Below are 23,489 nucleotides of genomic sequence, written 5' to 3'. Positions count from 1 at the left end.
TTGATCAGGTCACCTGATCAACGCTGGAGGTCAGACGGCGGGGCAGGGAGCGGACGGTGGCGGCCAGGGTCCGGGCGGTCAGCCGGCCGTCGGCCAGCCCCAGCCCCACCACGTCGTCGAACACCCGCTGGTCCGCGGCCGACGCCCGGACGGCGGCGTCCATCAGCGCCGGCCACCGGCTCAGCTGCGAGGCGGCCGTCGACGACCGCAGGTGCGCGCCCAGCCGCCGGCGCAGCAGCCGCCGGTGCACCTGCCCGGCCTGTGCGCCGTGCACCGACGCCGCACCGGCCAGCGCCCCGGACAGCACCGCGTAGAAGATGCCCTCGCCGGTGAGCGGGTTGATCAGCGACTGCGCGTCGCCGGCCAGCAGCACCCGGCCGTCGGGCAGCCGCGGTCGGCCGGTCGACAGCGGCAGCCGGTGCGCCCGCAGCTCCACCGGCTCGACGCCGGGCAGCAGCCCGTGCAGCCCGGCGAGCAGGCCGGCGCGGGTCACCCCGCCGGACACCAGCTCGCCGTAGCCCACGTTGGCCCGGCCGTCGCCGAGCGGGAACGACCACGCGTAGGCCGGCCACCGCTGCTCGGTGGTGGTCACCACCTGCACGCCCTCGGCGGACGACGGCACCGGCGCGTAGCCGCGGATCGCCACGGCCAACCGGTCCGGCGGGTTGGGCGCGATGCCGAGCGCCCGCCGGACGACGGACTCCGCGCCGTCGGCACCGACCAGCACCGGCGCCCGGTACCGGCCGTCGACCTCCACGTGGGTCGGGTGGACGGCGATCGAGCGGACCGTGTGCCGGGCGTACCGCACCCCGCCGGCCAGCACCTGGTCGAGCAGCCGGCCGTCGAGCACCGCCCGCGGCACCACCACCGACGGGCGGGCGGTCGCGCGTTCGACCGTCGTCCCTCGGGGACCCTGCAGCCGCAGCCGGGGCACGACCGGGTGCCCGTCGGTCAGCGCGGCGACGTCCAGGCCCAGCCCGGCGAGCACGTCGAGGGCCTCCGGGGCGATCCCGTCGCCGCACACCTTGTCCCGGGGGAACGCGGCCCGGTCCAGGACGAGCACGTCGGCGTCCGGCCGGGCCCGCCGGACGGCGGCCGCGCAGGCGGCACCGGCCGGGCCACCCCCCACCACGACGACGTCCGCGTGCTCCACCGCGCGAACGGTAGGCGGGTCAGCCGAGGACGGCCGGGTCGGGGGCGCTGCCCTCCTGCTCGCACTCCTGGTCCTGGGAGCTGGTGTCCCCGCCGTCGCAGTTGGTCTCGCCGCGGTCCAGGTCGGTGTTGTCCCCGCCGCACCCGGTGAGCACGGTGCTGGTGGCGATCGCGAGCGCGGCGAGGGTCGTCTTCAGGCGCATGGGCATCCGGTGCCCACCGCGCGCTGCCCTCAACCCGACCGCCGGTCAGGCCGCCGGCGGGCTCCACTTGCGGGCCGGGTGGGTGTAGCCGTCGACGAACGCGAGCAGCCCGGCGGCGTCGTGCACCACGCCGAGCGCCGCCAGCCGGTTGGCCGCGAGGTACCCGTCGTCGACCATCCGGCGCAGCTGGTCCAGCTGGGGCTGCCAGAAGCCCTCGACGTCCAGGAACGCCGTCGGCTTGCTGTGCAGCCCGAGCATCCCCCAGGTCCAGGCCTCGAAGAGCTCCTCGAGCGTGCCGGCCGCGCCGGGCAGGGCGACGAAGGCGTCGGCGAGGTCGGCCATCACCGCCTTGCGCTCGTGCATCGACGGCACGACCTCCAGCCGGGGCAGCCCGGGGTGGGCGACCTCGTCGTCGACGAGGTGCTGCGGGATCACCCCGACCACCTCGCCGCCGGCGGCCAGCGCGGCGTCGGCGACCACGCCCATCAGGCCCACGTTGCCGCCCCCGTAGACGATGCCGACCCCGGCGCGGGCCAGGTCGGTGGCGAAGGTGGCGGCGGCCCGCTGGTGGGACGGCGGCCCGGAGTGGGACCCGGTGAAGACGGCGATGCGCACCCGCCGACCCTAGGTCCGCCCCGTTCGGGGGTGCCCGGGACGGGGGTGCGGTGTTCGCCGGATGCTCGCCTGCGGGCCACCCGCGCGTCGGTGCCGCCGCCGCAGAGTCCCTGGCGACGGATGCAGCGCGGACGATGTGGGAGCGATCCATGAGCCACGACCACCAGCACGGGCACGACCACGGGCACGACCACGGGCACGGCCACGGCGACCACCACCACGGGCCCACGGGCGCCGAGGGCAGCTGGGCCGACCCGGACGCCGACGACCCGTTGTCGGTGTCCCGCCGCGGCTTCCTGGCCACCGCGGCCGTCGTCGCCGGTGCCGCCGCCGGGCTGGGGGGCGCGGCGGCCGGGGTCGGCCAGGGCGTCGCCGCCGCCCACGGCGGAGGCGGGCAGACCACGAACCCGTGGCACGGCCGCTCGGTGTTCCTGGCCGGCGACCACCACATCCACACCCAGTTCTCACCCGACGCGCAGTACGAGATCGAGACGCAGGTGAGCAAGGGGCAGGAGTACGGCCTGGACTGGGTGGTCATCACCGACCACGGCAGCGTGGCGCACCAGAAGTTCTCGATCGACCAGGTCACCCCGCGGATCGAGGCCTCCCGCGCGGCGCACCGCGACATGCTGGTCTTCCAGGGCCTGGAGTGGAACATCCCGGGCGCCGAGCACGCCACGGTCTTCCTGCCCCCGGGCGCCGCGACCGTCGACATCCTCAAGGCCTTCGAGGCCGGCTACGACGGCAGCGTGCTCGCCGCCGCCGGCACCATCGGTGCCGATGCTGCGGCCGCCGAGCGCTACGCCGTCGAGGGGCTCAAGTACCTGGAGGCGCAGGTCCGCAACCGGCGCACCGAGCTCGCGCTGATGTTCGCCAACCACCCGAGCCGGCAGGGCATCGACAGCCCGCACGAGATCCGCGGCTGGCGGGAGGCCGCGCCCGGCGTCGCCGTCGGCATGGAGGGGGCGCCGGGCCACCAGGCCGCAGGCATCCCGGCGGCGGCAGGCGGCCCCGGCAGCGGTCGCGGCTACTACGACCGCGGCCCGAACCCGGCGACCAGCTTCCTGGCCTACCCGCCGGAGTCCTACCGCACCTTCGGCGGCTTCGACTGGATGACCGCGACCGTCGGCGGGCTCTGGGACTCGCTGCTGGCCGAGGGCCGGCCGTTCTGGGTGACCGCCACCTCGGACTCCCACCAGGTCTTCCGGGACACCTTCGCCCCCGGCAGCCAGGACTACCCGACCACCGGCAGCCGCGGCGCCCCCGTCGACACCGGCGCGCCGATCACCACCTACGGCGACTTCTGGCCCGGCCAGTACAGCTCGACCCTGGTGGCCGCCGACTCCCGCGACTACGTCTCCGTCATGCGCGGCCTGCAGGCCGGCAAGGTCGTCGCCGTGCACGGCCGGCTGATCGAGGGCCTGGACCTGCGGGTCCGCTCGGGGCGGGGTGGCGACGGCCGGGGTGTCACCCTCGGCGGGCGCACCCAGGTGCGCCGCGGCAACGACGTGAAGGTCGACGTCACCATCGAGCTGGCCACCGGCCCCAACGCCAACGGCGACGTGCCGAAGCTCGCCAGGGTCGACCTGATCAGCGGCCCGGTGACCGGCGCGGCCGCCGACCGGGACACCTTCACCGCCCCGCAGACCCGGGTGGTGCAGACCTTCGAGGTGCGCGGCGGCCGGAAGCGGGCGACGTTCGAGTACACGTTCCGGGACGTGCAGCAGTCGTTCTACCTGCGACTGCGGGGCAGCGACGGCAAGCAGCTGGACGCGAACGACAACCCGCCGATCGACGTGGTGGGCGACGCCGACCCGTGGCAGGACCTCTGGTTCTACGCGAACCCGGTCTTCGTCGACGTCGTCGCGTGACGGCCCGCTGGTGGGCGGGCGTCCCGGCGGACGACGTCCTGCCCGACGCCCACCTGCTGGCGGCGGTCGACGCGGCGCTCGCCGGGTCGGGGACGGCGGCGGAGCTGGTCTGCACCTCGGTGGACCGCTCCGCCACGGCACCCCGGGCCGGCGTCGCGGTGCGGCTCACCGCGGCGCCGGCGGACCCCGACCGCACCCGGACGGCGCTGGCGACCGCGCTGGGCGGGCCGGTCGTCGTCGACGGTGAGGCCGGGCCGGACGGTGCGACGCCGGCGGTGGCGGCGCTGCTGGCGGCGCAGGACGGGGTCGACGGCCGGTGCGTCCGGTTCCCCGGTCAGGACGCGGTGGCCGGGCGGCTGCCGGTCGCCGACCTGGTCGCCCGCACCGCCATCGACGCGGTGGTCGGCGTCGGCACGGCGGTCGGGCCGGACGCCGTCGTCGACACGCTGGGGTTCCTGCGCCCGCAGTTCACCGACGGGCGGCTCACCCTGGTCGTGGAGCAGGCCGCCGGCGGCGTGCTGCAGCCGTTCGAGGTCGAGTTCCCCCACGAGTGCTGCGGCGGCGCCGGCCCCTAGAGCGCGGGGGTGGCGAAGCCGATCTCGAAGGAGGCGATCACCCGCGGGAAGGCCTCGAACGCACGGGCCCGCTCCGGGCTGGCGTTGCAGGCCTCCTCGGCGGCGAGGAACGCCGCCTCGTCGCCGTCGTGGGCGACCGCCCAGGTGAACGAGTTGTGCTCGTGCTCGGTCAGGGCGAAGAGCACCCGGAACCCGAACTGCTCCCGCACCGGGACGACACTCGGGAACCAGGCGAGGAAGTCGGCCATCCGGCCGGGCTCGAGCACGTAACGGCGCAGCTGCACGGTCTCCATGCGCCCATCCTGCCGGGCCCGGCGGTGCCCGGGCCCGGCAGCGACGTCAGGACGGAAGGGACGTCAGGACGGGGTCGGCGTCAGGACGGCGGTGCGTAGAACTGCAGGTCGTTGCCCTCGGAGTCCTTGAACGGCGCGAGCCGGCCCCACGGGTGGTCGCTGATCCCGCCGGTGAACTCCACGCCCTTGCCCCGCAGCTGCTCGACCTCGGAGTCGAGGTCGCCGTCGGGCTGGAAGGTGATGACCGCCCCGCCGTCGGCGGACTTCGCGCTCTCCCGCGCGTTGAGCCCGATCATCAGCCCGTTGGCGTCGAACTCGCTCCAGTCCTCGGTGGTCTTCTGCTCGGTCAGTCCCAGGGTGTCCCGGTAGAAGGCGCGGGCCCGGTCCATGTCCTCGACCGGCACCCACACGCTCGCCACGCCACTCGCCACGTCTGCACTCCTCGGTGATCGCTTCGGTTGTGCCCGACGGGTGCCCCGCGCGGCGCCGGCCCAACCCACGGCAGACTGACCGGGTGCGCTCCCCGACCGACGGCTGGACGACGTGCGCGCTGGGGCACCGCCACTGGGGGCTGGCCGGCGCCGCGGGCCTGCTGCTGCACCGCGCCGGTTCGGCCGGCATCGAGGTGCTGCTGCAGCTGCGGGTCGAGTGGTCGCACCACGGCGGCACCTGGGGCACCCCCGGGGGCGCGCTGCACCCCGCAGAGTCGGCGGCCGACGGCGCGCTGCGCGAGGCCGGCGAGGAGCTGGGCCTGCGCCGGGACGACGTCGTGCTGGGCACCGAGTCCGTCGACGACCACGGCGGCTGGGCCTACACCACGGTGCTCGCCACCCCGGCCGGTGCGCTCGAGCCGGCCGACCTGGCGCTGAACGAGGAGAGCGTGGGGGTCGGCTGGTTCCCGCTGGACGGGCTGCCGGACCTGCACCCCGGGTTCGCGGCCTCGCTCCCGGTGCTGCGCCCGCTGCTCGCCTGAGCCCCGGCCGCCGGGCCGCCGGGTCAGCGGGCTCGCGGGCGGAGCGGTCAGCCCGGCCGCACCGACACGCTGACCAGCCGGTGGTCGCCCAGCCCGAGCTGCCGCACCTCGGGGCGCTGCGGGTCCAGCCCCGCGGGGCCGAGCACGTGGTCGAACTGCACCCGCGGCGCCGGCGCCGGGTAGCTGGGCTCGCTGACCAGCCGCTGCGCGCCGAAGACCCGGGCCGGCACCGGTCCGACCAGGTTCAGGTCGCCGGCCAGCACGACCGGGCCGGGCAGCCCGGCGCACCAGCGGCGCAGCCGGGTCAGCTGGCGCAGCGCGGTGTGCGGCGCGAACGACAGGTGGGTGGCGACCACCGTGCAGTGCTCGAGCTCGGCGGCGATCGCCAGCCGCGGCTCGTCGGGGAACCACCACCAGCGGGTCCGCCCGGTGCGCGGGTCCGGCGCCTGCAGCGGGAGCCGGGCCCGGCCGGCGCCCAGCGCGAGCACCGACCAGCGCTGCACCGGCAGCCGGCTGACCAGGGCGATCCCATAGTGCGGGCCGGCCGGCTCCTCCCAGGACGCGCGCAGCACCGGCGGGTCGACCGGCGTCCAGCTGCGGAACGGGCTGGGGGTGCCGGCGACGGTCGCGGCGAAGCGCCACTCGCTCGCGCCGAGCGCCGCGGCCACCTCGGCCGGCTGGTCGACGTCGTGCGAGCGGGGCTGGCCGACGTCGACCTCCTGGAGGGACAGCACGTCGGCGTCCACCCCGTCGACGGCGGCCCGCAGCCCGGCGGCGTCCAGCGCCCGGCCAGCGGTGTCCCGGCCGGAGGCGAGGTTCAGCGTGCCGACCCGGAGTTCCACCCGCCCATCAGACCAGCCCGCGCCCGGTCCCGCCGTCCCGGCCGCCCCTGCGCCGGGCCGCGGGGGCAGCTGGTCGGCCGGGCAGCGGCCCTCCCCGGCGGTTAGGTTCGGCCCGTGAGTGCCCGCGCCGACGTCTCCGAGATCTTCGACCCCACCGCCTGGCAGGAGGTGGAGGGCTTCGAGCAGCTCACCGACGTCACCTACCACCGCGCCGTGGACGCCGGCGTCGTCCGGATCGCGCTGGACCGGCCCGAGGTGCGCAACGCCTTCCGGCCGCAGACGGTCGACCAGCTGCTGGCCGTGTTCGAGCACGCGCGGCTGTCCACCGACGTCGGCTGCGTGCTGCTCACCGGCAACGGCCCGAGCGAGAAGGACGGCGGCTGGGCCTTCTGCTCGGGCGGTGACCAGCGGGTGCGCGGCAAGTACGGCTACGAGGCCGGCGACGGCGCGGCCGGCCGGCTGCACGTCCTGGAGGTCCAGCGGCTGATCCGCTTCATGCCCAAGGTCGTGGTCTGCGTCGTCCCCGGCTGGGCGGCCGGCGGCGGGCACAGCCTGCACGTCGTCGCCGACCTCACCCTGGCCAGCGCCGAGCACGCCCGGTTCAAGCAGACCGACGCCGACGTCGGCAGCTTCGACGGCGGCTTCGGCTCGGCGTACCTGGCCCGCCAGGTCGGGCAGAAGTTCGCCCGGGAGATCTTCTTCCTGGGCGAGGAGTACTCCGCCGAGGACGCGCACCGGATGGGCATGGTCAACCGGGTGGTGCCGCACGCCGAGCTGGAGGCCACGGCCCTGGACTGGGGGCGGCGGATCGTGGCCAAGAGCCCGACCGCCCAGCGGATGCTGAAGTACTCGTTCAACCTGATCGACGACGGTCTGGTCGGTCAGCAGCTGTTCGCCGGGGAGACGACCCGGCTGGCCTACATGGCCGAGGAGGCGGTGGAGGGGCGCGACTCCTTCCTGGAGAAGCGGCCCGCCGACTTCAGCCGCTTCCCCTGGCACGCCTGATGGAGGACCCCCTCGCCCCCCACCACTCGCGAGCGCGCGGCGGGACCCTACGAGGGGGCCGAAGAGCAGAGGAGACGTACGGATGATCATCGAGGTGATCGGGGGCACCGACGAGGTGCCCGAGGTGCAGGTGGCCGACGTCGAGGACCTGTCCCGGCTGCACCTGGCCGTGGGCGCGCTGACCGACGAGGACGTCGACCGCGCGCTGCGGCAGGCGGGCCTGGGCCGGCTGGTCGACGGCGAGCACGGACTGGTGGACGTCGCCGCGCTGCGGAGCGCCGGCGGGGCGCACGCGACGGCCGCGGACTGGACCGAGCGGTTCGACGCCATGGTCGCCGCCGCGGCCGACCAGGGCTGGGCCGCTGACGACGGAGCGTCACTCCACGTACACGTGGAGCCCGCTGCATCTGCCTGATCTGTTCCGAAACGCCGTGGGAGCGCTGTCGGGGGAGCTGTGACTTCGACGCGGACGCGGAGAGTTGTTGTGGTCACTCCACTCTCTGGGGAACGATTGCACGGTGACCACCACCGACCTGCCGCCGCGACCCGCCGGCGCCCGCCCCCCAGGCCGGCCGCTGTCCACCGAACTGTCCGACCAACTGGTGACAGTGGCGATGGACATCCTGGCCGACGAGGGCTGGGGCCGGCTGAACAGCGACCGCGTCGCAGCCCGTGCCCGCGCCGGCAAGGCGGGCATCTACCGCCGCTGGCCCACCATGGCCGCCCTCGCCCGGCACGCCCTCAGCACCACGACGCTGGTCCAGGTGCCCGAGGACCAGGGCTCGCTGAGCACCGACCTCTGCGCGCTGCTGCTGCCGTGGACCCGCCCGCTGGACCGCGCCGAGCGGGCCGCCGCCAGCCTGGTCGGCGCCGCCCGGCACGACGCCGAGCTGCGGGCCGGGCTGGAGGACGCGCTGGTGCGCCCGCTGGCCGGCGCGGTCCGCGAGCTCGCCACCCGCGAGGCCGGCCGCGGCCGGGAGCTGCCGCACGAGCGGGTCGCCCTGCTCGGCCAGGTGCTGCAGGCCCTCTGGTGGCAGCGCTACACCGCCTTCGCGCCGGCGCCGATGACCTCCACGCAGGTCGAGCAGCTGGTCACCGACCTGCTGCTGCCGGTCATCGACCCCGGGCACCCCGCCCGCTGAGGGTCACGGGGCCGGGTCGACCAACCGGGCGGCCAGGCCCCGGACCCCCCGCTCCAGCTCGGCCAGGGTCGCCGCCGTGGTCTCCTGCACCGACGTCCGGCGGGCGTCGTCGGGCTCCGGCGACAGCACCACCCGGCGGTTCTCCAGCACCAGCACCCGGCCGGCCACCAGGAACAGGTCGGCGACCATCCGGCTGAGCACCCGCGCGGTCGCGTGGTCCGCCGCCCGGGCGGCCGGCCAGTCGCCGGCGGCGATCGCGGCGCCGAGCTCGACGGCGACCCGCTCGCCGGCCTGCTCGACCAGCATCCGTTCCCGCGACTGCAGCGACGTCGAGCGGGCCAGGTCCTCGACGTAGCTGCGGTTCTCCGGCTCGTGCTCCCGCAGCAGCACCGAGGTGAGCGCGGACTCCATGTAGCCGCGCAGCGCGGCCACCGGGTCGCTGCCCGCCGTCCGCCGGGACACCGCGGCGGCGGCGCCCTCGACCCAGGGGGTGCGCCCGTCGAAGAACAGCGCCTCCTTGGTCTCGAAGTGGTTGAAGACCGTCTGGACGGCGACCTCCGCGGCGGCGGCGACGTCGGCGATGGTGACCGCCCCGAACCCGCGCTCGGCGAACAGCCGTTGCGCGGTCTGCCGCACCTCGGCCCTGGTCTGCGCCTTGCGCAGCTCTCGCCGGCCACCCGTGGCCTCGGTCACAGCCAGAACCTAGCGGCGTCCGCCCGCGGTGTCCCGGCCGCTGGGTGCGGCATCGGCGGCTGCGCGCAGGGCCGCGTGGGCCGGCGCCCAGTCCGACCACACCGCGGCGGCCCAGGACCGGACCAGCGAGGGCAGGTCGACGACGTCCAGGTCGGCGGCGAGGTCGGCGACGGTCGTCGTCCAGCGGACCGGCCGGGCGAGGTCCCCGGGGGCGGCGACCTCGTCCGCAGCGGACGGCGCGCGGGCCGGGTCGAGGTCCCGCTCCAGCCACCGGCACAGCCGCACCGCGGGGGCGGCCGGCTCGCCGTCGCGCAGGTGCTGGGCGTCGTAGGCGTCGGTCGCCAGCTGCAGCAGCGCCGCCGTCCGGGCGTCCTGCGCCGCCTCCTCGCGCAGGCCGCGCACGGTGACCGCGAAGAGCCCGGCGCAGCCGGCCGAGGCGCCCGGGTGGGCGTCCGGCAGGCCGGGGACGGCGACCAGCACGGAGCCGCAGCCGGGGCAGACCGTGGGCTCGGCGGCCGGGGCGGCGGTGTCGGTGGCGTCCACGGCGGTCGATGGTGCCGCACCGGGCCCGCGGGTGCTGCGCGGTGCGGTCGCGCGGCGCGCTGGCACCCGGTGCCACCCCGCGGCGGGACGAGGTGCGCGACCGCCTAACGTGTGCTGGGTCACCCCGCTGATCTGGAGGCGCTCGATGAAGACGCACGGTGCTGTGCTGCGCGGTCCCGGCGACTGGGAGGTCGTCGAGCTCGACGTCCGCGACCCCGGGCCGGGCGAGGTGCTGGTGGACATGGCCTACGCCGGGCTCTGCCACTCCGACGAGCACCTGCGCGTGGAGAGCGCCCGCTACCCGATCGTCGGTGGGCACGAGGGCGCCGGCGTCGTCCGGGCGGTGGGGGAGGGCGTCACCGACGTGGCCCCCGGCGACCACGTCGTCACCGCGTTCCTGCCCGCCTGCGGCCACTGCCGCTGGTGCGCCGCGGGGCGCTCCAACCTCTGCGACCTCGGCGCCACCATCACCAGCGGCATGCTCCCCAACGGCCGGTTCCCCTTCACCCTGGACGGCGAGCCGCTCGGCGGGTTCTGCATCGTCGGCGCCTTCGCCCAGACCTCGCTGCTCTCCGAGTACTCCTGCGTGAAGATCGACGCCCACCTCCCGCTGGACGTCGCCGCGCTGATGGCCTGCAGCGTGCCGACCGGCTGGGGGTCCGCGGTCAACGCCGGCCCGGTGCGCCCGGGCGACGTGGTGGTCGTCGTCGGCACCGGCGGGGTGGGCTGCAACGCGGTGCAGGGCGCGGCCATGGCGGGGGCCGGGCACGTCGTCGCCGTCGACCCGGTCGAGTTCCGCCGCGAGTTCGCCCGCACGCTCGGCGCCACCCACGCCGTCGCCGGCGCGGAGGAGGCGCAGGGCCTGGCGCGGGAGCTGTCCCGCGGCACCGGCGCGGACGTCGTCATCGTGACCACCGGGACGACCAGCACCGACATCATCGGCGGGGCGTACGGCTGCCTGGGCAAGGGCGGCACGCTGGTGCTCACCGGGCTGAGCGACCACGCCACCGAGATGACCGTCGGCCTGCCGGGGAACATCGCCACCGTGTTCGAGCAGCGGGTGCAGGGCGCGCTCTACGGCATGTGCAACGCCCACCGGGACATCCCGCGGCTGCTGCGGCTCTACGAGGACGGCAAGCTCGAGCTCGACTCGCTGATCACCAAGCGGTACTCGCTGGACCAGGTCAACGAGGGCTACCAGGACCAGCGCGACGGCCTGGTCATCCGCGGCGTCCTCGAGCACCAGCACTGACCCCAGCCCGGAGATGGCCGTCTCCGGCCCTCCCGGCCGGGCGGAGATGGCCATCTTCGGGCCTTCCGGCCGGGCGGAGATGGCCGTCTCCGGCCCTTCCGGCCGGCCGGAGATGGCCGTCTTCGGGCCTCCCGGCCGGGCGGAGATGACCGTCTTCGCGGGGACAGGGGTGAGCGGGGCGGCGGCTGGGCAGCTGTGTGCCCATGCCCGAACCCACGATCGCCGTCCTCGACGTCGACGGCACGCTCGTCGACACCAACTACCAGCACGCCCTGGCCTGGTACCGGGCCCTGCGCTCGCTGGGTGAGACGTTCCCGCTCTGGCGCATCCACCGGCTGATCGGGATGGGCGGCGACCAGCTGGTGTCCGCCCTGGGTGGCGACGAGGTCGAGCAGCGGATCGGCGACGAGGCGCGGGACCGGTGGGTCGGCGAGTTCGACGAGCTCATCGGCGAGATCTCCCCGCTGCCGGGCGCCCGGGACCTGCTGCTGGCGGTCAAGGACCGGGGCCACCGGCTGGTGCTGGCCAGCTCGGGGAAGCCGCAGCACGTCGACGCCTTCGTCGACCTGCTCGACGCCCGCGGCATCGCCGACGCGATCACCACCAGCGAGGACGCCGAGCAGACCAAGCCCGCGCCGGACCTGCTGCAGGTGGCGCTGCAGAAGCTGGGCGCGTCACAGGACACCGCCAGCGTGCTGGTCGGCGACTCGGTGTGGGACGTCGAGGCGGCCAAGAACGCCGGGATGCCCGCGATCTGCGTCCGCTCGGGCGGCTTCGGGGACGACGAGCTGCGCGACGCCGGTGCGGTCGGCATCCACGACACCCCCGGGGACCTGGCCGCGGCGCTGGACGGGACCCCGCTCGCCTGAACGAGGACCCCTTTGCCCCCACCGCTCGCGAGCTCGCGCCGGGCCCCTGCCAGGAGGCCTAACCGACGACGCCGGCCCGGAGCGTCGTGTACTCGGCCACCGTCGCCATCGGCGGGCGCTGGTCGACCGCGACCGTGTGGCTGGTCGGTACGAAGCGGTCGCCGTCGTGGCTGAACTGGGTGAGCAGGCCGCCGGGCTCCAGCCGCCGTCCGTGCCGGCCGCGCTCGGCCCGGGCCAGCAGGGTGTTCACGATCTGGCCGGCCATCTTCCCCAGCGCCTCGTCGGTCTGGTGCGAGTGCGTGCGGGTGCCGAGGTCGACCTGCGCCAGGCCCTGCAGCCCGCAGACCTGCAGCAGGTCGATGAGCAGCCCGACCTCGACGCCGTAGGACGACACGAACGGCACCTGCTCCAGCGCGCTGCGGCGGCCGGCGTACTCCCCGCCCAGCGGCTGGACGAAGCCGGCCAGCTCCGGCCACAGCGCGTTGAGCAGCGGCCGGGCGGTCAGCTCGGTGACCCGGCCACCACCGGCGGGCCGGTGCTCGCCGTCGATGCGGAGCGGGCGGGTGTAGCAGCCCTTGACGTAGTCGACCCGCGCGTCGGTGAGCAGCGGGGTGAGCAGCCCGGGGACGTAGTGGCTGACGTCGCCGAGCAGGTCGGAGTCCATGAACACGACCAGGTCGCCGGTGGTGGCGGCCAGCGACTTCCACAGCGCCTCGCCCTTGCCGGGCCGGTCGCCGTGGGAGGGCAGCACGTCGGCGGCGGCGACCACCTCGGCGCCGGCGGCGCGGGCCACCTCCGTCGTCCGGTCGCTGGAGTTGGAGTCGACGACGACGACCTCGTCGACGAGCGGGACGCCGTCGACCCAGCGGTCGACGAGGTCCCGGACGAGCACGCCGACCGTCGCCTCCTCGTCGCGGGCGGGCAGGACGACGCTGATCCGGTGCCCGCCGCGGCGCTTGGCCGTCAGCAGGGCGTCGACGTCGATCTCGGCCAGTGAGGTGGCCGACGTGGTGCGGTGCTGGAACCAGGCGCGGGCGTCAGGTCGCATCCCGTCACTGTCGAGCACGCCGGCCACCCCCTGCACGTCCGCGGGGCGTCGTTCACATGAACTTCACGTACCCCACCGGGGACAGGGTGACGGCTGGTGCGCAGCGGCACAATCCACCGCGAGCCACCAGGTACCCGCTGTTACCGGAACAAGATCGTGCCGCGCTCTGCGTGCGTCGCGCCGGTCCGGCCCGCCACACCTCCCTAGGGTCCGTGACCGCAGCGTGAGTATTTGCTCGCTAGCTGTCACTGTCGCCGATCGGTGGGAGCAGGGATGCACTCCACGTCCGTCCGTCCGTGGTCCGCCCTGCTCGCGGTCGTGGCAGCTGTCGTGTCGACGGCCCTGGTGGTGTTCGCCCCCGGGGCGGCACAGGCGGCCGGCACGCCGGACATCGGCCTGTCCATCGAGGCGCCGGACGCTGTGCTGCTCGGTGACGAGCTGCCCTACCAGCTCACCGTGACCAACCCCGCGGGGCAGCTGCCGGCGTACAACGCCTCCTTCCGGGTCGTGGTGCCGGCGGGCGTGACCTACGTCGTGGGCAGCACCTCACCGGCCGTCGCCGGCGACCCGCGGCAGGTCAGCGACCCCGACAGCGGTGAGACCACCCTGATCTGGCTCAACGTGGCCGACGTCCAGCCGGGTGGGACCGCCGTGCTCGGGTTCCGTGCCGTCAGCGGGGTCGCGCCCTACCCGGTGTCCTCGACCGTCCAGCTCCGCGCGGACGCGTACGTCGCCTCCGATGCCCGCACCCTGCCGTCCTTCGCCGCGGACGGCACCCCGTCGGGCGGTGCCACGGGCTCCGCGTCGGCCGTCGGTCCCGTCACCCGCATCTCCGCCATCGAGGTGGAGAAGGGCGAGCCGAGCCCCGAGCACGAGCTGCTGCGCGGCGTCCACCGGCACACCACCGTCTACACGGTGGAGGTGCGCAACAACCAGGTGCACCCCACGGACGACGTGGTGCTCGTGGACCTGCTGCCGGCCGCCCTCGAGTACCTGGGCTGCGGAGCCGTGGACAACTCCACCTCGGTCACCGAGGAGTACGCCGGTGCCCCTGCGCTGACCGCCACCCCGGCCGTCGGCGGGTGCACGGCCCCCACGTCCGTGGACACGGTCGTCGACCCCGCCGGCCACGCGCCGGGGGTCTACACCCAGGTCACCTACGACCTCGGTGACCTGGCGGCCGGCGACACCGTGCAGATCAGCTACCGGGCCGGCATCCCGCTCCGCGAGAACGCCGACTGGGCGAGTGCCCGGCCGGACCCCGAGGGCCTGGGGCAGACGGCCAACCTGGACAACAACCTCGGTGCCTGGACGACGGAGGGGCCGGCCGAGAACGGCCTGACCAACACCGCCAGCGCCTCGGGCACCTACACGGGCCCGGTCGCCGGCGGCGGCGGCGCCGTCGTCACCGATGCCGACCAGCTCACCGTCACCGCCGAGGACCTGGCGGTCCAGAAGAGCGTGGACACCGGTGTCTTCGCCGCACCGGGCATCGCGACCTTCACCGTGGCGGTGCGGGTGGGCGAGTACCGGCAGGCGGCCGACGTCGTGCTCAGCGACGTGCTGCCCAACGGCTACTGCCCCGTGGCGCCGGCCGGGCGTTATCCCGAGCAGACCGGTGAGTGCGCTGCCAGTGGCGACGGCCCCGCCGCGACCCTGGACGACGGCAGCCAGGTCACCGGTTTCGACTACGCCGGCATCACCTACGAACCCGCTGACGGCACCTACGACCTGGTCTTCACCACGCTGCCTCCGCTGGCCCCCGACGAGGTGGTGACCGTCACCTACCAGGCGGTGATGCGGTCGTCGTACTCCGGTCCCGGCCAGGGCGACGAGGACCTCACCAGCAAGCCGACCGCGGCAGGTGACGAGTTCGTCAACACCGTGCACGCGACCGGCACGACCACTCCGGCGCCGGGCGCCGGGCTCGACGACGGCCAAGGCGCCGTCCCGGTCATCGACGACTCCGAGTCCCGGCAGACCACCTCGCTGCCCGAGCTGGACAAGACCATCGGCCAGTGGCAGCCGGTCGCCGACTGCGACACCGCCACCTACGTCGACACGCCCACCCCCGCGTCCCGGCCGGTGTTCTCGCTGGGCGACCTCGTCTGCTTCCGCATCGAGCTCACCCTGCCCGGCAGCGTGGCCACCCGGGGTGCGGTCCTCACCGACTTCCTGCCCGACGGGTTGAGCTACGAGGCCGGCAGCCAGCGGGCCACGGAGGGCAACGGCGACCCGGTCACCTTCCTCGACGTCGACTTCAACGAGACGCAGGCCGCGTCGGGTGCCGAGCTGCCCACCTGGACCATGGGCGCCCCGGTCGGCGGCGTCGAGTACGTGACGGACGGCGGGGTGCTGCGCCTGCAGCTCGCCGCCCGCGTCATCGGCACGCCGGACGGCGACGCCCCGGACGTCACCGGCAACCTGGCGAAGTTCCGGTCGGAGAACAGCGCGGGGGAGGCGGTGTCCCTGCGCGACCGTGTCGACCTGGCGCTCGCCCCGGCGCCGCCGCTCGACGTGGACAAGCGGGTCACCCAGGTGACGCGGGACGGCGTCGGCACGCCGATCGCACCGGCTGCCGGTGACGGCGTGGGCGTCGGCCAGGGTGACGCCGTCGACTTCCAGGTCGACGTCAGCCACGGCGGCACCCCCGCCGACGGCAACGACCGTGACGTGCACGGCATGCGGGTGCTCGACGTGCTGCCCACCGGCCTCACCTGCGCCACGGTGACCGACCTGGGCGGGGCGACCTGTTCCGACGCCGGCGCCCCCGGCCGGCCGGCCGCGACACCGTCCACGGCCTCGGTGCTCAGCTGGACCCTGACCGCTGCCGACCGGCAGGCAGCCGGGAGCACGACGGCGCTGCACTACACGGTCACGCTCCCGGCCAACGTCTCGGTGAGCACCGTCTTCGACAACGAGGCCGGCGTCGCCTCCTACCGGACCGACACCAACCGCCCCGGCGGGGCGACCGCGGACTGGTACCCGGCGGACAACCTGGACACCTCCGTGACCGGTGCACAGGTCAACGCGCCCGCCGCCGACGACACCTCCTCGGTGCGCACGGCCGACGTCGCGGTGACCAAGACCCAGAGCAGCCCGGCCGACGGACCGGGCAACGACGCGGCCGGCCAGGCCACCATCGGCGAGGTCGTGACCTACACCGTGCGGGCCTCGGTCCCGGCCCGCACCACGGTGTACGGCGGCGTGCTGCGGGACGTGCTGCCCGCCGGCCTGACGGTCGTCTCGGTGGACGCCGGCTTCTCGGCCGCGGGTGCGAGCCCCGCGGCGGACCCCCTCCCCTCGGGGACCGTGCCGCCGTCGACGTCCGATCCGCGCATCGTCCTGCCGGCCACCTACGTGAACCCCGGCCCCGGCGTCGCGGTGTTCGAGCTGACCGTCGGAGCGCGGGTGTCGACGAGCGGGACGAACGTGCACGCCCGTGGCCTGGTCGACACCGGCCGGTTCGCCAGCGACCGCACGCCCGGTGGGACGGCGCTGCCTGCCCGCACCGCCGCGGTCAGCTCGACGGTGGTGGAGCCGGCGCCGACGGTGACCAAGGCGAGCGACGCCACCGGCCCGGTCGGGGCAGGGCAGGACGTCACCTACACCGTCACCGTGGGCAACGCCGCCGGCCGGCCGGCGGCGCACGACGTCGTCGTGACCGACTGCCTGCCCGGCGAGCTGGCCTTCGACCGCTACGTCGCGACCCCGCGCGGCACCTCCACCGCCCCGGTGCCCGGCAACGGCAGCAACGGCTGCGGCACCGGCACCACCCGGCTGAGCTGGCAGGTCGGCTCGACGGCGGGGGGTGAGTCCCTCGCCTACACCTACGTGGCCCGGCCGGCGGCCGACGCCATCGCGGGTGAGGCGTACACGAACACGGTCGCCCTGGTCGCCGCCAGCCTGGCCGGCGACGTCAGCGACCCGCGCATCTCCCGTTCCTACGGCGCCACCGCCTCGGCGGACCTGGACATCGCCCCGGCGCGGATCACCAAGTCGGTGGTGCCCACGAGCGCGACCGTCGGGCAGCAGCTGAGCTACACGCTGACGGTGGTGGTCCCGGCCCGGGTCACCGTGTACGACGCGCACGTCACCGACGTCCTCCCGGTGGGGATCGAGCCCGGCGACCTCGACGAGAGCACCGTGGTGTGCACCTCCACCGGGCCGTGCACGGTGCCGCCGCTGTCCGGCCTGACGATGGACGCGGACCGGCAGATCGTCTTCCCGCTGGGCAGCCACGCCAACTCGGCCGGCGCCCGGACGATCACCGTCACCTACCCGGCGACCGTCGCCGACGACGCCGCCGTGGCGGCGGGGGACGAGCTGGACAACACCGCGCAGCTGGGTTGGTTCGCCGACAGCGACCACGCCGGTGACAGCCCCGTCCTCAGCGACCCGGCCGAGGCGACCGTCACCGTCCTGGAGCCGGTGGTCACGGTGACCAAGGCCGCCGACGACGCCACGGTGGAGCCCGGCCAGGTGGTCACCTACACGGTCACCGCGACGAACGGGGGGACCAGCGCCGCGCACGACGTGCTGGTCGTCGACACGCTCCCGGCGGGCCTGACGGTGCGACCGGCGACGGTGGCACCGGGCACCTACGACCCGGCCACCCGGCGGATCACCTGGACCGAGCCGACCCTGGCTGCGGGCGCCGGGGTGGTCCGGACCTACCAGGCGGTCCTGGCCGACAGCACGACACTGGACGACGGGGACGTGCTGGGCAACCAGGTCCTCGTGAGCGGGTACGGCTCGCTGCCCGGTGGTGGCCGCGAGTACGGGCCGACCAGTCCGGTGACCGAGCCGGTGACGCCGTTGTTCCCCGCCCTCACCGCCGTGAAGAGCATGCCGGACGGGGCGGACGCGCCGGTCGGTGAGCCGTTCCGCTGGCGGATCGGTGCCGACAACGCGCCGTCCGCCGGTCACGCCCGTGCGGTGGAGCTGGTCGACACCCTCCCGGTCGGCTGGGCCTACGTGGCCGGCTCGGCGCGGTCGTCGGTGGACGGTGGCCCGGAGACGACGCTGCCGGCTCCGGAGGTGACCACGACCGGCGGTGCGCAGGTGCTGCGGTTCACCGACGTCGCCGACCTGGCTCCCGGATCGGGGCTCCGGGTCACCTACAGCGCCGTACCGACCGCGGACAGCGTCGGGCAGCCGCTGCACCGCAACACCGTCTCCGTCATCGGCCAGGACGCCACCGGCGCCTGGCGCAACGCGGGCCGGGCGTACGGGAGCACGTGGGACGGCGTCCCGGGCAGTCCCCCGGCGTCCGCGGACGCCGACCTGGAGGCCGCGGTCCTGGTCGTCACCAAGACCCACGACCCGTCGGTGGTGGCGCTGGACGCCCTGGTGCCCTTCACCCTGACGGTGCGCAACGCGGGGCCCAGCCCGGCGCAGGACGTCACCGTGACCGACCGGCTGCCGGCCGGACTGGTCCCGGTGTCCGCCGGCGGGCCCGGGTGGGACTGCCCGGTGCTGACCGGTTCGGAGACGGCGGTCACCTGCGAGCTGCAGTCGACGCTGGCGCCCGGTGCGTCGGCGGCCGTCACCGTGACCGCCCGCGTCGACCCCGCCGCCTTCCCCGTGGCGGAGAACTCGGCCGAGGCGACCGCCACCTCGCCGCACACCGGTGGCGGGCCGGTGGTCGACCGGGTGCTGGTGCCTGCGGAGGTCGACCTGGCGATCTCCCGCGGCTGGCAGGGCCCGGTCGCGGTGGGTTCGCCGGCCGTGTACGAGCTGAGGGTCGTCAACGCCGGGCGGACCGCCGACCCCGGCGACGTCCCGGGGCCCGACGGGACGGTGAGCGGCCCGATCACCGTGGTCGACGAGCTGCCGGCCGGGCTGACCTACACCGGCGTCGAAGGCGCCGGGTGGTCCTGCTCCGCCACCGGGCAACGGGTGACCTGCCGGTACTCCGGCGGGCTGGCGGCCGGGGCGGGCACCTCGTTCCGGGTCACCGTCGCCGTGGACGCCCGGGCCTTCCCCCAGGTGGACCTGGTGGCGACCGTCAGCTCCGGTGCGCACGACGTCGAGCCGGGCAACGACACCGCCCCGGACTCGGCGGCCGTGGCGCCGCTGATCGACGTGGCGCTGGCCAAGACGGTGCAGGCGGCCGACGACGGGGCGCTGGTCTGGCGGCTGCGGGTGAGCAACGCCGGGCTGAACCCCGCGACCGGCGGGATCCGGGTGACCGACGACGTGCCCGCGGGGCTGCAGGTGCGGTCCGCCGCCGGGGACGGCTGGACCTGCGTCGTCTCCGGCTCCCGGGTGTCCTGCGACCGGGCGGCCGACCTCGCGCCCGGGGCGCAGTCCGACGTGCTGGTCACCACCACCGCCCCGACCGGGGACGACGCGGTGACCAACAGGGCCGCTGTCTCGTGGTCCGGTGGAGACGCCGACGCGGGCAACAACTCGTCGGCTGCCACGTCCACCCCGGTGGGTGGCGCGTCAGGGCTCGCGGCGACCGGTGCCGAGGTGCTGCGCTGGACCGGGGTCGGCGTCGCGCTCCTGCTCGCCGGCACCGCGGCCCTGGTGGCCGCCCGGTCCCGCCGCCACAGCTGAGACCGGGGGGCGGGACGGGGTCAGGTCCGGGCGGCGAGCTCCGCTGCCGGGGAGGGCTGCTCGCCGGCCGGCACGGGGTGCCCCAGGTCGGTCAGCCAGCCGCGGAACACCCGGTGCAGCTGCTCGGCGCCGACCACCTCACCGGGGTCGCCGAACTCCTGCGGGTGCAGCACGAAACCGTGCTGCTGCGGCCCGCCGAGGGCACCGTGCGACCCGACGTGCGGCTCGAAGGGGGAGGCCTCGTCCGTGACCGGGTCGTACCGGCTGTTGACGACGACGTCCGGGCAGTTCGGGAACGCCGACACCCGGGCCACCAGCGCCGCCGCGTGCGGGCCGTACGGGACCAGCGGGTCGACGCCGATCACCACCCCGGTGCGCAGCCGGCGCAGGCCGTCGCGGCCGAGCACCACCGGCCCGAACTCCGCGGAGTGCACCAGCAGGAAGCCGATCCCGGCGTGGTCGACCAGCGAGGGCAGCAGGTCCGGCCAGCGCCGCTCGATCGTCTCCAGCGGTGCCCGGCCGGCGACGTCGGGGAAGGAGAGGTGCGCCATGTGCCCGGACACCGAAACGACGACGCCCGGGGCGACCCGGGTGACCGCGCCGTGCTCTCCGACCGGGGTCACCGCCTCGTCCGCGCCGGCCCGGGCCACCCGGTCGCGCAGCCGCCGGGCGATCAGCCCGCCGCCCTCGGCCAGGGCGGAGGTGACCTGCCAGGTCTCGGCCGGGCGGGAGCTGTCGTCGACCCGGGCGGGCGCGAGCAGGCCGAGCAGCCGGCGCCGCGGTGCGGGGGCCGCGGACCCGCCGCAGAGCCGGCCGATGAGCTGCTCGACGGTCTCCCCGAACCGGCTGGCGAACGTCTCGCCCTGGGTCTGCCCGTGGTCGGAGAGGCACACCAGGTGGTACGGGCGGGGGGCGAGCTGGGCCGCCCGCCACAGCCGGCCGATCTGCTGGTCGATGCGGCGCAGCACCTCCAGGCTGTCGAAGCGCTCGATGCCGGAGTGGTGGGCCACCTCGTCGTAGCCCACGAAGTCGGCGTAGACGACCGCGCGGCCGGCCATCATGTCCTCCAGCAGCGCGTTCACCACGACGTCCCGGATGATCACCGTCGTCCCGGGCCGGGCCAGCGGGTACAGCCCGCCGCGCTTCACCCGCGGCCGGACGTCGGCCCGGCGCTGGGCGGCCGCCGCGCTGAGCTCCCGGACGACGTCGACCAGCGCGACGCCCAGCGTGCGCAGCGCGTTCACCGGGTTGGCGAAGTAGGCGTAGTACCCGGCGCCGATGCGGTCGTGGTGCCGGCGCTCCCGCCGCGACCCGCGGGCCACGACGACGGCCAGCGAGCTCATGGTCAGCGAGACGTGCGCCGCGTCGCCGGTGAACAGGTTGCCCCGGCCGGCGCCGTCCCCGGCGAGCAGCCCGCGCCCGTCGGAGTGCTGGCGCTCCACCTCGGCGGCGTCCTCGGGGCGGGACACGGTGACCACCCGGTCGCGCTCCTTGTCGTACCAGCGGAAGCCGACGACGCCCTCGTTCGAGCCCTGCAGGATGCCGCACTGGCTGGCGCCGGTCTGCGAGCTCCAGTCGGTGTGCCAGGACCGCAGCACGTGGCTGCCGCTGCGCAGCCAGGCGGCGAGGGTGGGCATCGAGCCGTCCCGGACGGCGCGCCGCGCGACGGCGTGCCCGAGCCCGTCGATCTGCAGGAACAGCACCCCCGGCGGCTGGTCGCCGGCGTCGGCGGAGCGGCTGCGCCGGCGGACCCGGCGGAAGAACAGCTCGTCCTCGTTGACCGCCAGCACGCTGCTGATCACCCCGGCGATGCCGGCCATGGCGACCGCGACGGCGACGCTGGTGCCCAGCGAGGTGACCACCACGCCGGGGATCGCGTTGAACACCGCCAGCACGCCCGCGCCCATCAGCAGGAAGCTGCCCAGGCCGAAGGTGAAGAAGGCCACCGGCAGCGCGATCCGCATGACCAGCGGCCAGCCCACCGCGGCCAGCACGCCCAGCAGCAGCGCCGCGACCGGCGGCTGCCACCACGACCGCATCGCGAACCCGGCCAGCCCGCGGTCGAGGACGACGAGCGCGCCGGTGACGAACGCCCAGACCAGCAGCAGCCGGGCGAGCGTGCGGCCGGTCCGCAGCACCCGGCCGGGGGCGTGCGCCTGGCTCACGTCGGCCCGCACGCGACGTCGGCGTCCGGAGGCCCCGGCGCCCGGACCGGCACCCCACCCGCCCCCGCGCCCCCGTCCCCCTGCTCGTCGCAGCGCTCGCTTCCGTGCTCGTCCCCGCGCGCTTTCGCGCGCCTTCCCACGCCCTCCCCGCGCGGTTTCGCGCGTCTTCCCACGCCCTCGTCGTGCGGTTTCGCGCGTCTTCCCACGGCATCGTCCGAGCCCGCGACCGCAGGGGCAGCGGGGGCGCGGCGGCGGTGGGCGGAGACGACGTTGAGCACGATCCCGACCAGCAGCACGAGCAGCGTGGCGATGAGGGTGGCGATCAACGGGGAGTCGAAGATGCCGCCGCTGACCACGCCGAGCAGCGCGTAGGCCACCGCCCAGACCAGGGCGGCGACGAAGGAGGCGGGCAGCAGCCGGCGCCACGGGTAGGCCAGCGCGCCGGCCGCCAGCAGGACGGGGATGCGGCCGGCGGGCAGCAACCGGCCGACGACGACGATCTGCCAGCCGTGCGCCCGGAACTGCTCGCGCACCTCGTCGATCCGCTCGGCGTGCTGCCCGCGGGCGACCCAGCGCACCGCGGCCGGGCCGCCGAACCGGCAGATCGTGAACGTGACGACGTCGCCGAGGAAGGCGCCGAGGGTGGCCAGCACCAGCACCAGCGGCAGCTCGAGGTGGTCGGTGGTGAGCGAGACGGCCGCGGCGGCACCGACGACGGCGCCGGTGGGCACGACCGGGACGACCGACCCGAGCAGCACCCCGCCGAAGAGCACCGGGTAGCCCAGCGAGCTGCCGTCGGTCCAGCTCACGGCCAGCACGTCGGTGGCGGTCACGACGGGCCCTCGGCCGGCAGGTCGGCGTCGGCGGGCAGCACGACCGGCGACCCGGGCGCGGTGAGCGCGACGCGGGTGGCGGCGCCCCCGGCGGCCGCCAGCCCGGCGACCTCGGCGGCGAACCGGCGCGGCGGCTCGGTGAGCAGCGCCCGCATCCGGGCCCGCCACGGGCTGGGCAGGCCGGTGAGCCCGGCGACGGCGTAGGTGCCCCAGTGCACCGGGACGGCGACCGACGGGCGCAGCTGCTGCACCGCCGCGGCCGCGCCGGCCGGGTCGAGGTGGCCGGGGCCGAGCGAGGGACCCCAGCCCCACACCGGCACCAGCGCGACGTCGATGCCGTCGGCGCCCAGGTCGGTCATGCCGGGGAAGAGGTCGGTGTCGCCGGCGGCGTAGACCGTCGTCCCGCCGCCGGAGAGGAGGTGGCCCACGGCGGGGGCGTGCGGGCCGTGGGTGAGCCGCGGCCCCCAGCGGTGCGCGGCGTGGTCGGCGTGGGTGGCGGTGACGGTGAGCCCGCCGTCGGTGAGGCTCTCGCCGGGCCCGAGCTCCTCGACGGCGGTGAAGCCCTGCCGGGTCAGCCAGCGGCCGGCCCCCCGCGGGACGACGACCGGCGTGCTGCGGCCCAGCAGCCGCAGCGAGCGCAGGTGCAGGTGGTCGTTGTGCAGGTGCGACACGACCACCAGGTCGACCCCGGCCCAGCTGGCCGGCGGCGGTGCCGGCACGACCCGGCGCAGCGGTCCGAGCCGGGCGGTGAGCAGGGGGTCGGTGAGCACGGTCCGCCCGGCCAGCTCCACCCGGACCGTCGAGTGGCCGAGGAACTGCAGGGACGGTGGGCTCACCGCCCCAGTATCGGG

At 75.7% G+C, this 23,489-nt stretch carries 21 protein-coding genes; 9 read left to right on the top strand and 12 right to left on the bottom strand.

What is annotated here, in order from left to right; translation table 11 throughout:
- Nucleotides 1–4: 4 nt before the first annotated feature.
- From HL054_RS18005 to HL054_RS17995, 3 genes are read right to left on the bottom strand one after another with little or no spacing between them, the layout of a single operon-like run.
- Nucleotides 5–1,153 (bottom strand): NAD(P)/FAD-dependent oxidoreductase, encoded by a 1,149-nt coding sequence (locus HL054_RS18005; protein WP_369140435.1) that lies wholly within the window; start codon nt 1,151–1,153, stop codon nt 5–7.
- A 19-nt stretch (nt 1,154–1,172) separates the two neighbouring features.
- On the bottom strand, nt 1,173–1,361 hold the full coding sequence (locus HL054_RS18000) for a hypothetical protein (RefSeq protein ID WP_369140434.1): 189 nt from the start codon (nt 1,359–1,361) through the stop codon (nt 1,173–1,175).
- Between the two features lie 39 nt (nt 1,362–1,400).
- A complete protein-coding gene (locus HL054_RS17995) occupies nt 1,401–1,970 on the bottom strand; it encodes a TIGR00730 family Rossman fold protein (protein ID WP_369140433.1) in 570 nt (189 codons plus the stop codon).
- A gap of 149 nt (nt 1,971–2,119) precedes the next feature.
- Between HL054_RS17995 and HL054_RS17990 the strand changes: the two genes are divergently transcribed.
- On the top strand, nt 2,120–3,841 hold the full coding sequence (locus HL054_RS17990) for a PHP domain-containing protein (protein WP_369140432.1): 1,722 nt from the start codon (nt 2,120–2,122) through the stop codon (nt 3,839–3,841).
- On the top strand, nt 3,838–4,416 hold the full coding sequence (locus HL054_RS17985) for a hypothetical protein (protein WP_369140431.1): 579 nt from the start codon (nt 3,838–3,840) through the stop codon (nt 4,414–4,416). The genes HL054_RS17990 and HL054_RS17985 overlap by 4 nt, the downstream gene beginning before the upstream one ends.
- Here the strand turns inward: HL054_RS17985 and HL054_RS17980 are convergent.
- Entirely contained in the window at nt 4,413–4,709 is a 297-nt protein-coding gene (locus HL054_RS17980; protein WP_369140430.1) for a hypothetical protein, read from the bottom strand. The genes HL054_RS17985 and HL054_RS17980 overlap by 4 nt on opposite strands.
- An 80-nt stretch (nt 4,710–4,789) precedes the next feature.
- Entirely contained in the window at nt 4,790–5,140 is a 351-nt protein-coding gene (locus tag HL054_RS17975; protein WP_369140429.1) for a VOC family protein, read from the bottom strand.
- Nucleotides 5,141–5,223: 83 nt separating this feature from the next.
- Between HL054_RS17975 and HL054_RS17970 the strand changes: the two genes are divergently transcribed.
- Complete coding sequence (locus HL054_RS17970) at nt 5,224–5,682, top strand: NUDIX domain-containing protein (RefSeq protein WP_369140428.1); 459 nt, start codon at nt 5,224–5,226, stop codon at nt 5,680–5,682.
- 47 nt (nt 5,683–5,729) lie between these two features.
- Here the strand turns inward: HL054_RS17970 and HL054_RS17965 are convergent, their stop codons facing one another.
- Nucleotides 5,730–6,524 carry an endonuclease/exonuclease/phosphatase family protein gene (locus tag HL054_RS17965; protein WP_369140427.1) on the bottom strand — a complete coding sequence of 265 codons (795 nt, stop codon included), beginning with the start codon at nt 6,522–6,524 and terminating at the stop codon, nt 5,730–5,732.
- A 114-nt stretch (nt 6,525–6,638) separates the two neighbouring features.
- Between HL054_RS17965 and HL054_RS17960 the strand changes: the two genes are divergently transcribed.
- The 3 genes from HL054_RS17960 to HL054_RS17950 all read left to right on the top strand — a co-directional run bounded on the left by HL054_RS17960 (nt 6,639) and on the right by HL054_RS17950 (nt 8,671).
- A complete protein-coding gene (locus tag HL054_RS17960; RefSeq protein ID WP_369140426.1) occupies nt 6,639–7,529 on the top strand; it encodes a 1,4-dihydroxy-2-naphthoyl-CoA synthase in 891 nt (296 codons plus the stop codon).
- Between the two features lie 82 nt (nt 7,530–7,611).
- A complete protein-coding gene (locus HL054_RS17955; protein WP_369140425.1) occupies nt 7,612–7,944 on the top strand; it encodes a hypothetical protein in 333 nt (110 codons plus the stop codon).
- A 103-nt stretch (nt 7,945–8,047) separates the two neighbouring features.
- Nucleotides 8,048–8,671, top strand: coding sequence for a TetR-like C-terminal domain-containing protein (locus HL054_RS17950; protein ID WP_369140424.1), 624 nt, complete (start codon nt 8,048–8,050; stop codon nt 8,669–8,671).
- Between the two features lie 3 nt (nt 8,672–8,674).
- On the opposite strand, the gene HL054_RS17945 is transcribed toward HL054_RS17950, so the two are convergent.
- Together HL054_RS17945 and HL054_RS17940 are read right to left on the bottom strand one after the other, a co-directional pair.
- Nucleotides 8,675–9,364 carry a TetR/AcrR family transcriptional regulator gene (locus tag HL054_RS17945; protein ID WP_369140423.1) on the bottom strand — a complete coding sequence of 230 codons (690 nt, stop codon included), beginning with the start codon at nt 9,362–9,364 and terminating at the stop codon, nt 8,675–8,677.
- 9 nt (nt 9,365–9,373) lie between these two features.
- A complete protein-coding gene (locus HL054_RS17940; protein ID WP_369140422.1) occupies nt 9,374–9,907 on the bottom strand; it encodes a DUF5946 family protein in 534 nt (177 codons plus the stop codon).
- A 145-nt stretch (nt 9,908–10,052) separates the two neighbouring features.
- On the opposite strand from HL054_RS17940, the gene HL054_RS17935 reads away from it, so the two are divergent.
- Nucleotides 10,053–11,159 (top strand): NDMA-dependent alcohol dehydrogenase, encoded by a 1,107-nt coding sequence (locus HL054_RS17935; protein ID WP_369140421.1) that lies wholly within the window; start codon nt 10,053–10,055, stop codon nt 11,157–11,159.
- 203 nt (nt 11,160–11,362) lie between these two features.
- Nucleotides 11,363–12,028, top strand: coding sequence for an HAD family hydrolase (locus tag HL054_RS17930; RefSeq protein ID WP_369140420.1), 666 nt, complete (start codon nt 11,363–11,365; stop codon nt 12,026–12,028).
- A gap of 58 nt (nt 12,029–12,086) precedes the next feature.
- On the opposite strand, the gene HL054_RS17925 is transcribed toward HL054_RS17930, so the two are convergent.
- Nucleotides 12,087–13,076: a glucosyl-3-phosphoglycerate synthase gene (locus tag HL054_RS17925; protein ID WP_369140419.1), complete on the bottom strand. Its 990-nt coding sequence runs from the start codon at nt 13,074–13,076 to the stop codon at nt 12,087–12,089.
- Nucleotides 13,077–13,394: 318 nt separating this feature from the next.
- On the opposite strand from HL054_RS17925, the gene HL054_RS17920 reads away from it, so the two are divergent.
- Entirely contained in the window at nt 13,395–19,640 is a 6,246-nt protein-coding gene (locus tag HL054_RS17920) for an isopeptide-forming domain-containing fimbrial protein (RefSeq protein WP_369140418.1), read from the top strand.
- A 20-nt stretch (nt 19,641–19,660) separates the two neighbouring features.
- Here HL054_RS17920 and HL054_RS17915 read toward each other — a convergent pair whose 3' ends face one another.
- The 3 genes from HL054_RS17915 to HL054_RS17905 are packed head-to-tail and all read right to left on the bottom strand — an operon-like array spanning nt 19,661 to nt 23,474.
- Nucleotides 19,661–21,817, bottom strand: coding sequence for an alkaline phosphatase family protein (locus tag HL054_RS17915; RefSeq protein ID WP_369140417.1), 2,157 nt, complete (start codon nt 21,815–21,817; stop codon nt 19,661–19,663).
- Nucleotides 21,802–22,638, bottom strand: a complete 837-nt coding sequence (locus HL054_RS17910; RefSeq protein ID WP_369140416.1) for a DedA family protein — start codon at nt 22,636–22,638, stop codon at nt 21,802–21,804. Before HL054_RS17910 ends, HL054_RS17915 begins: the two co-directional genes overlap by 16 nt.
- Nucleotides 22,635–23,474, bottom strand: coding sequence for an MBL fold metallo-hydrolase (locus HL054_RS17905; RefSeq protein WP_369140415.1), 840 nt, complete (start codon nt 23,472–23,474; stop codon nt 22,635–22,637). Before HL054_RS17905 ends, HL054_RS17910 begins: the two co-directional genes overlap by 4 nt.
- Nucleotides 23,475–23,489 lie beyond the last annotated feature (15 nt).

This window comes from Modestobacter versicolor (assembly GCF_041028285.1).
GTDB lineage: Bacteria > Actinomycetota > Actinomycetes > Mycobacteriales > Geodermatophilaceae > Modestobacter > Modestobacter versicolor_A.
Note: the sequence above shows the minus strand (reverse complement) of the source record. Positions and strands in the feature narration are given on the sequence as shown.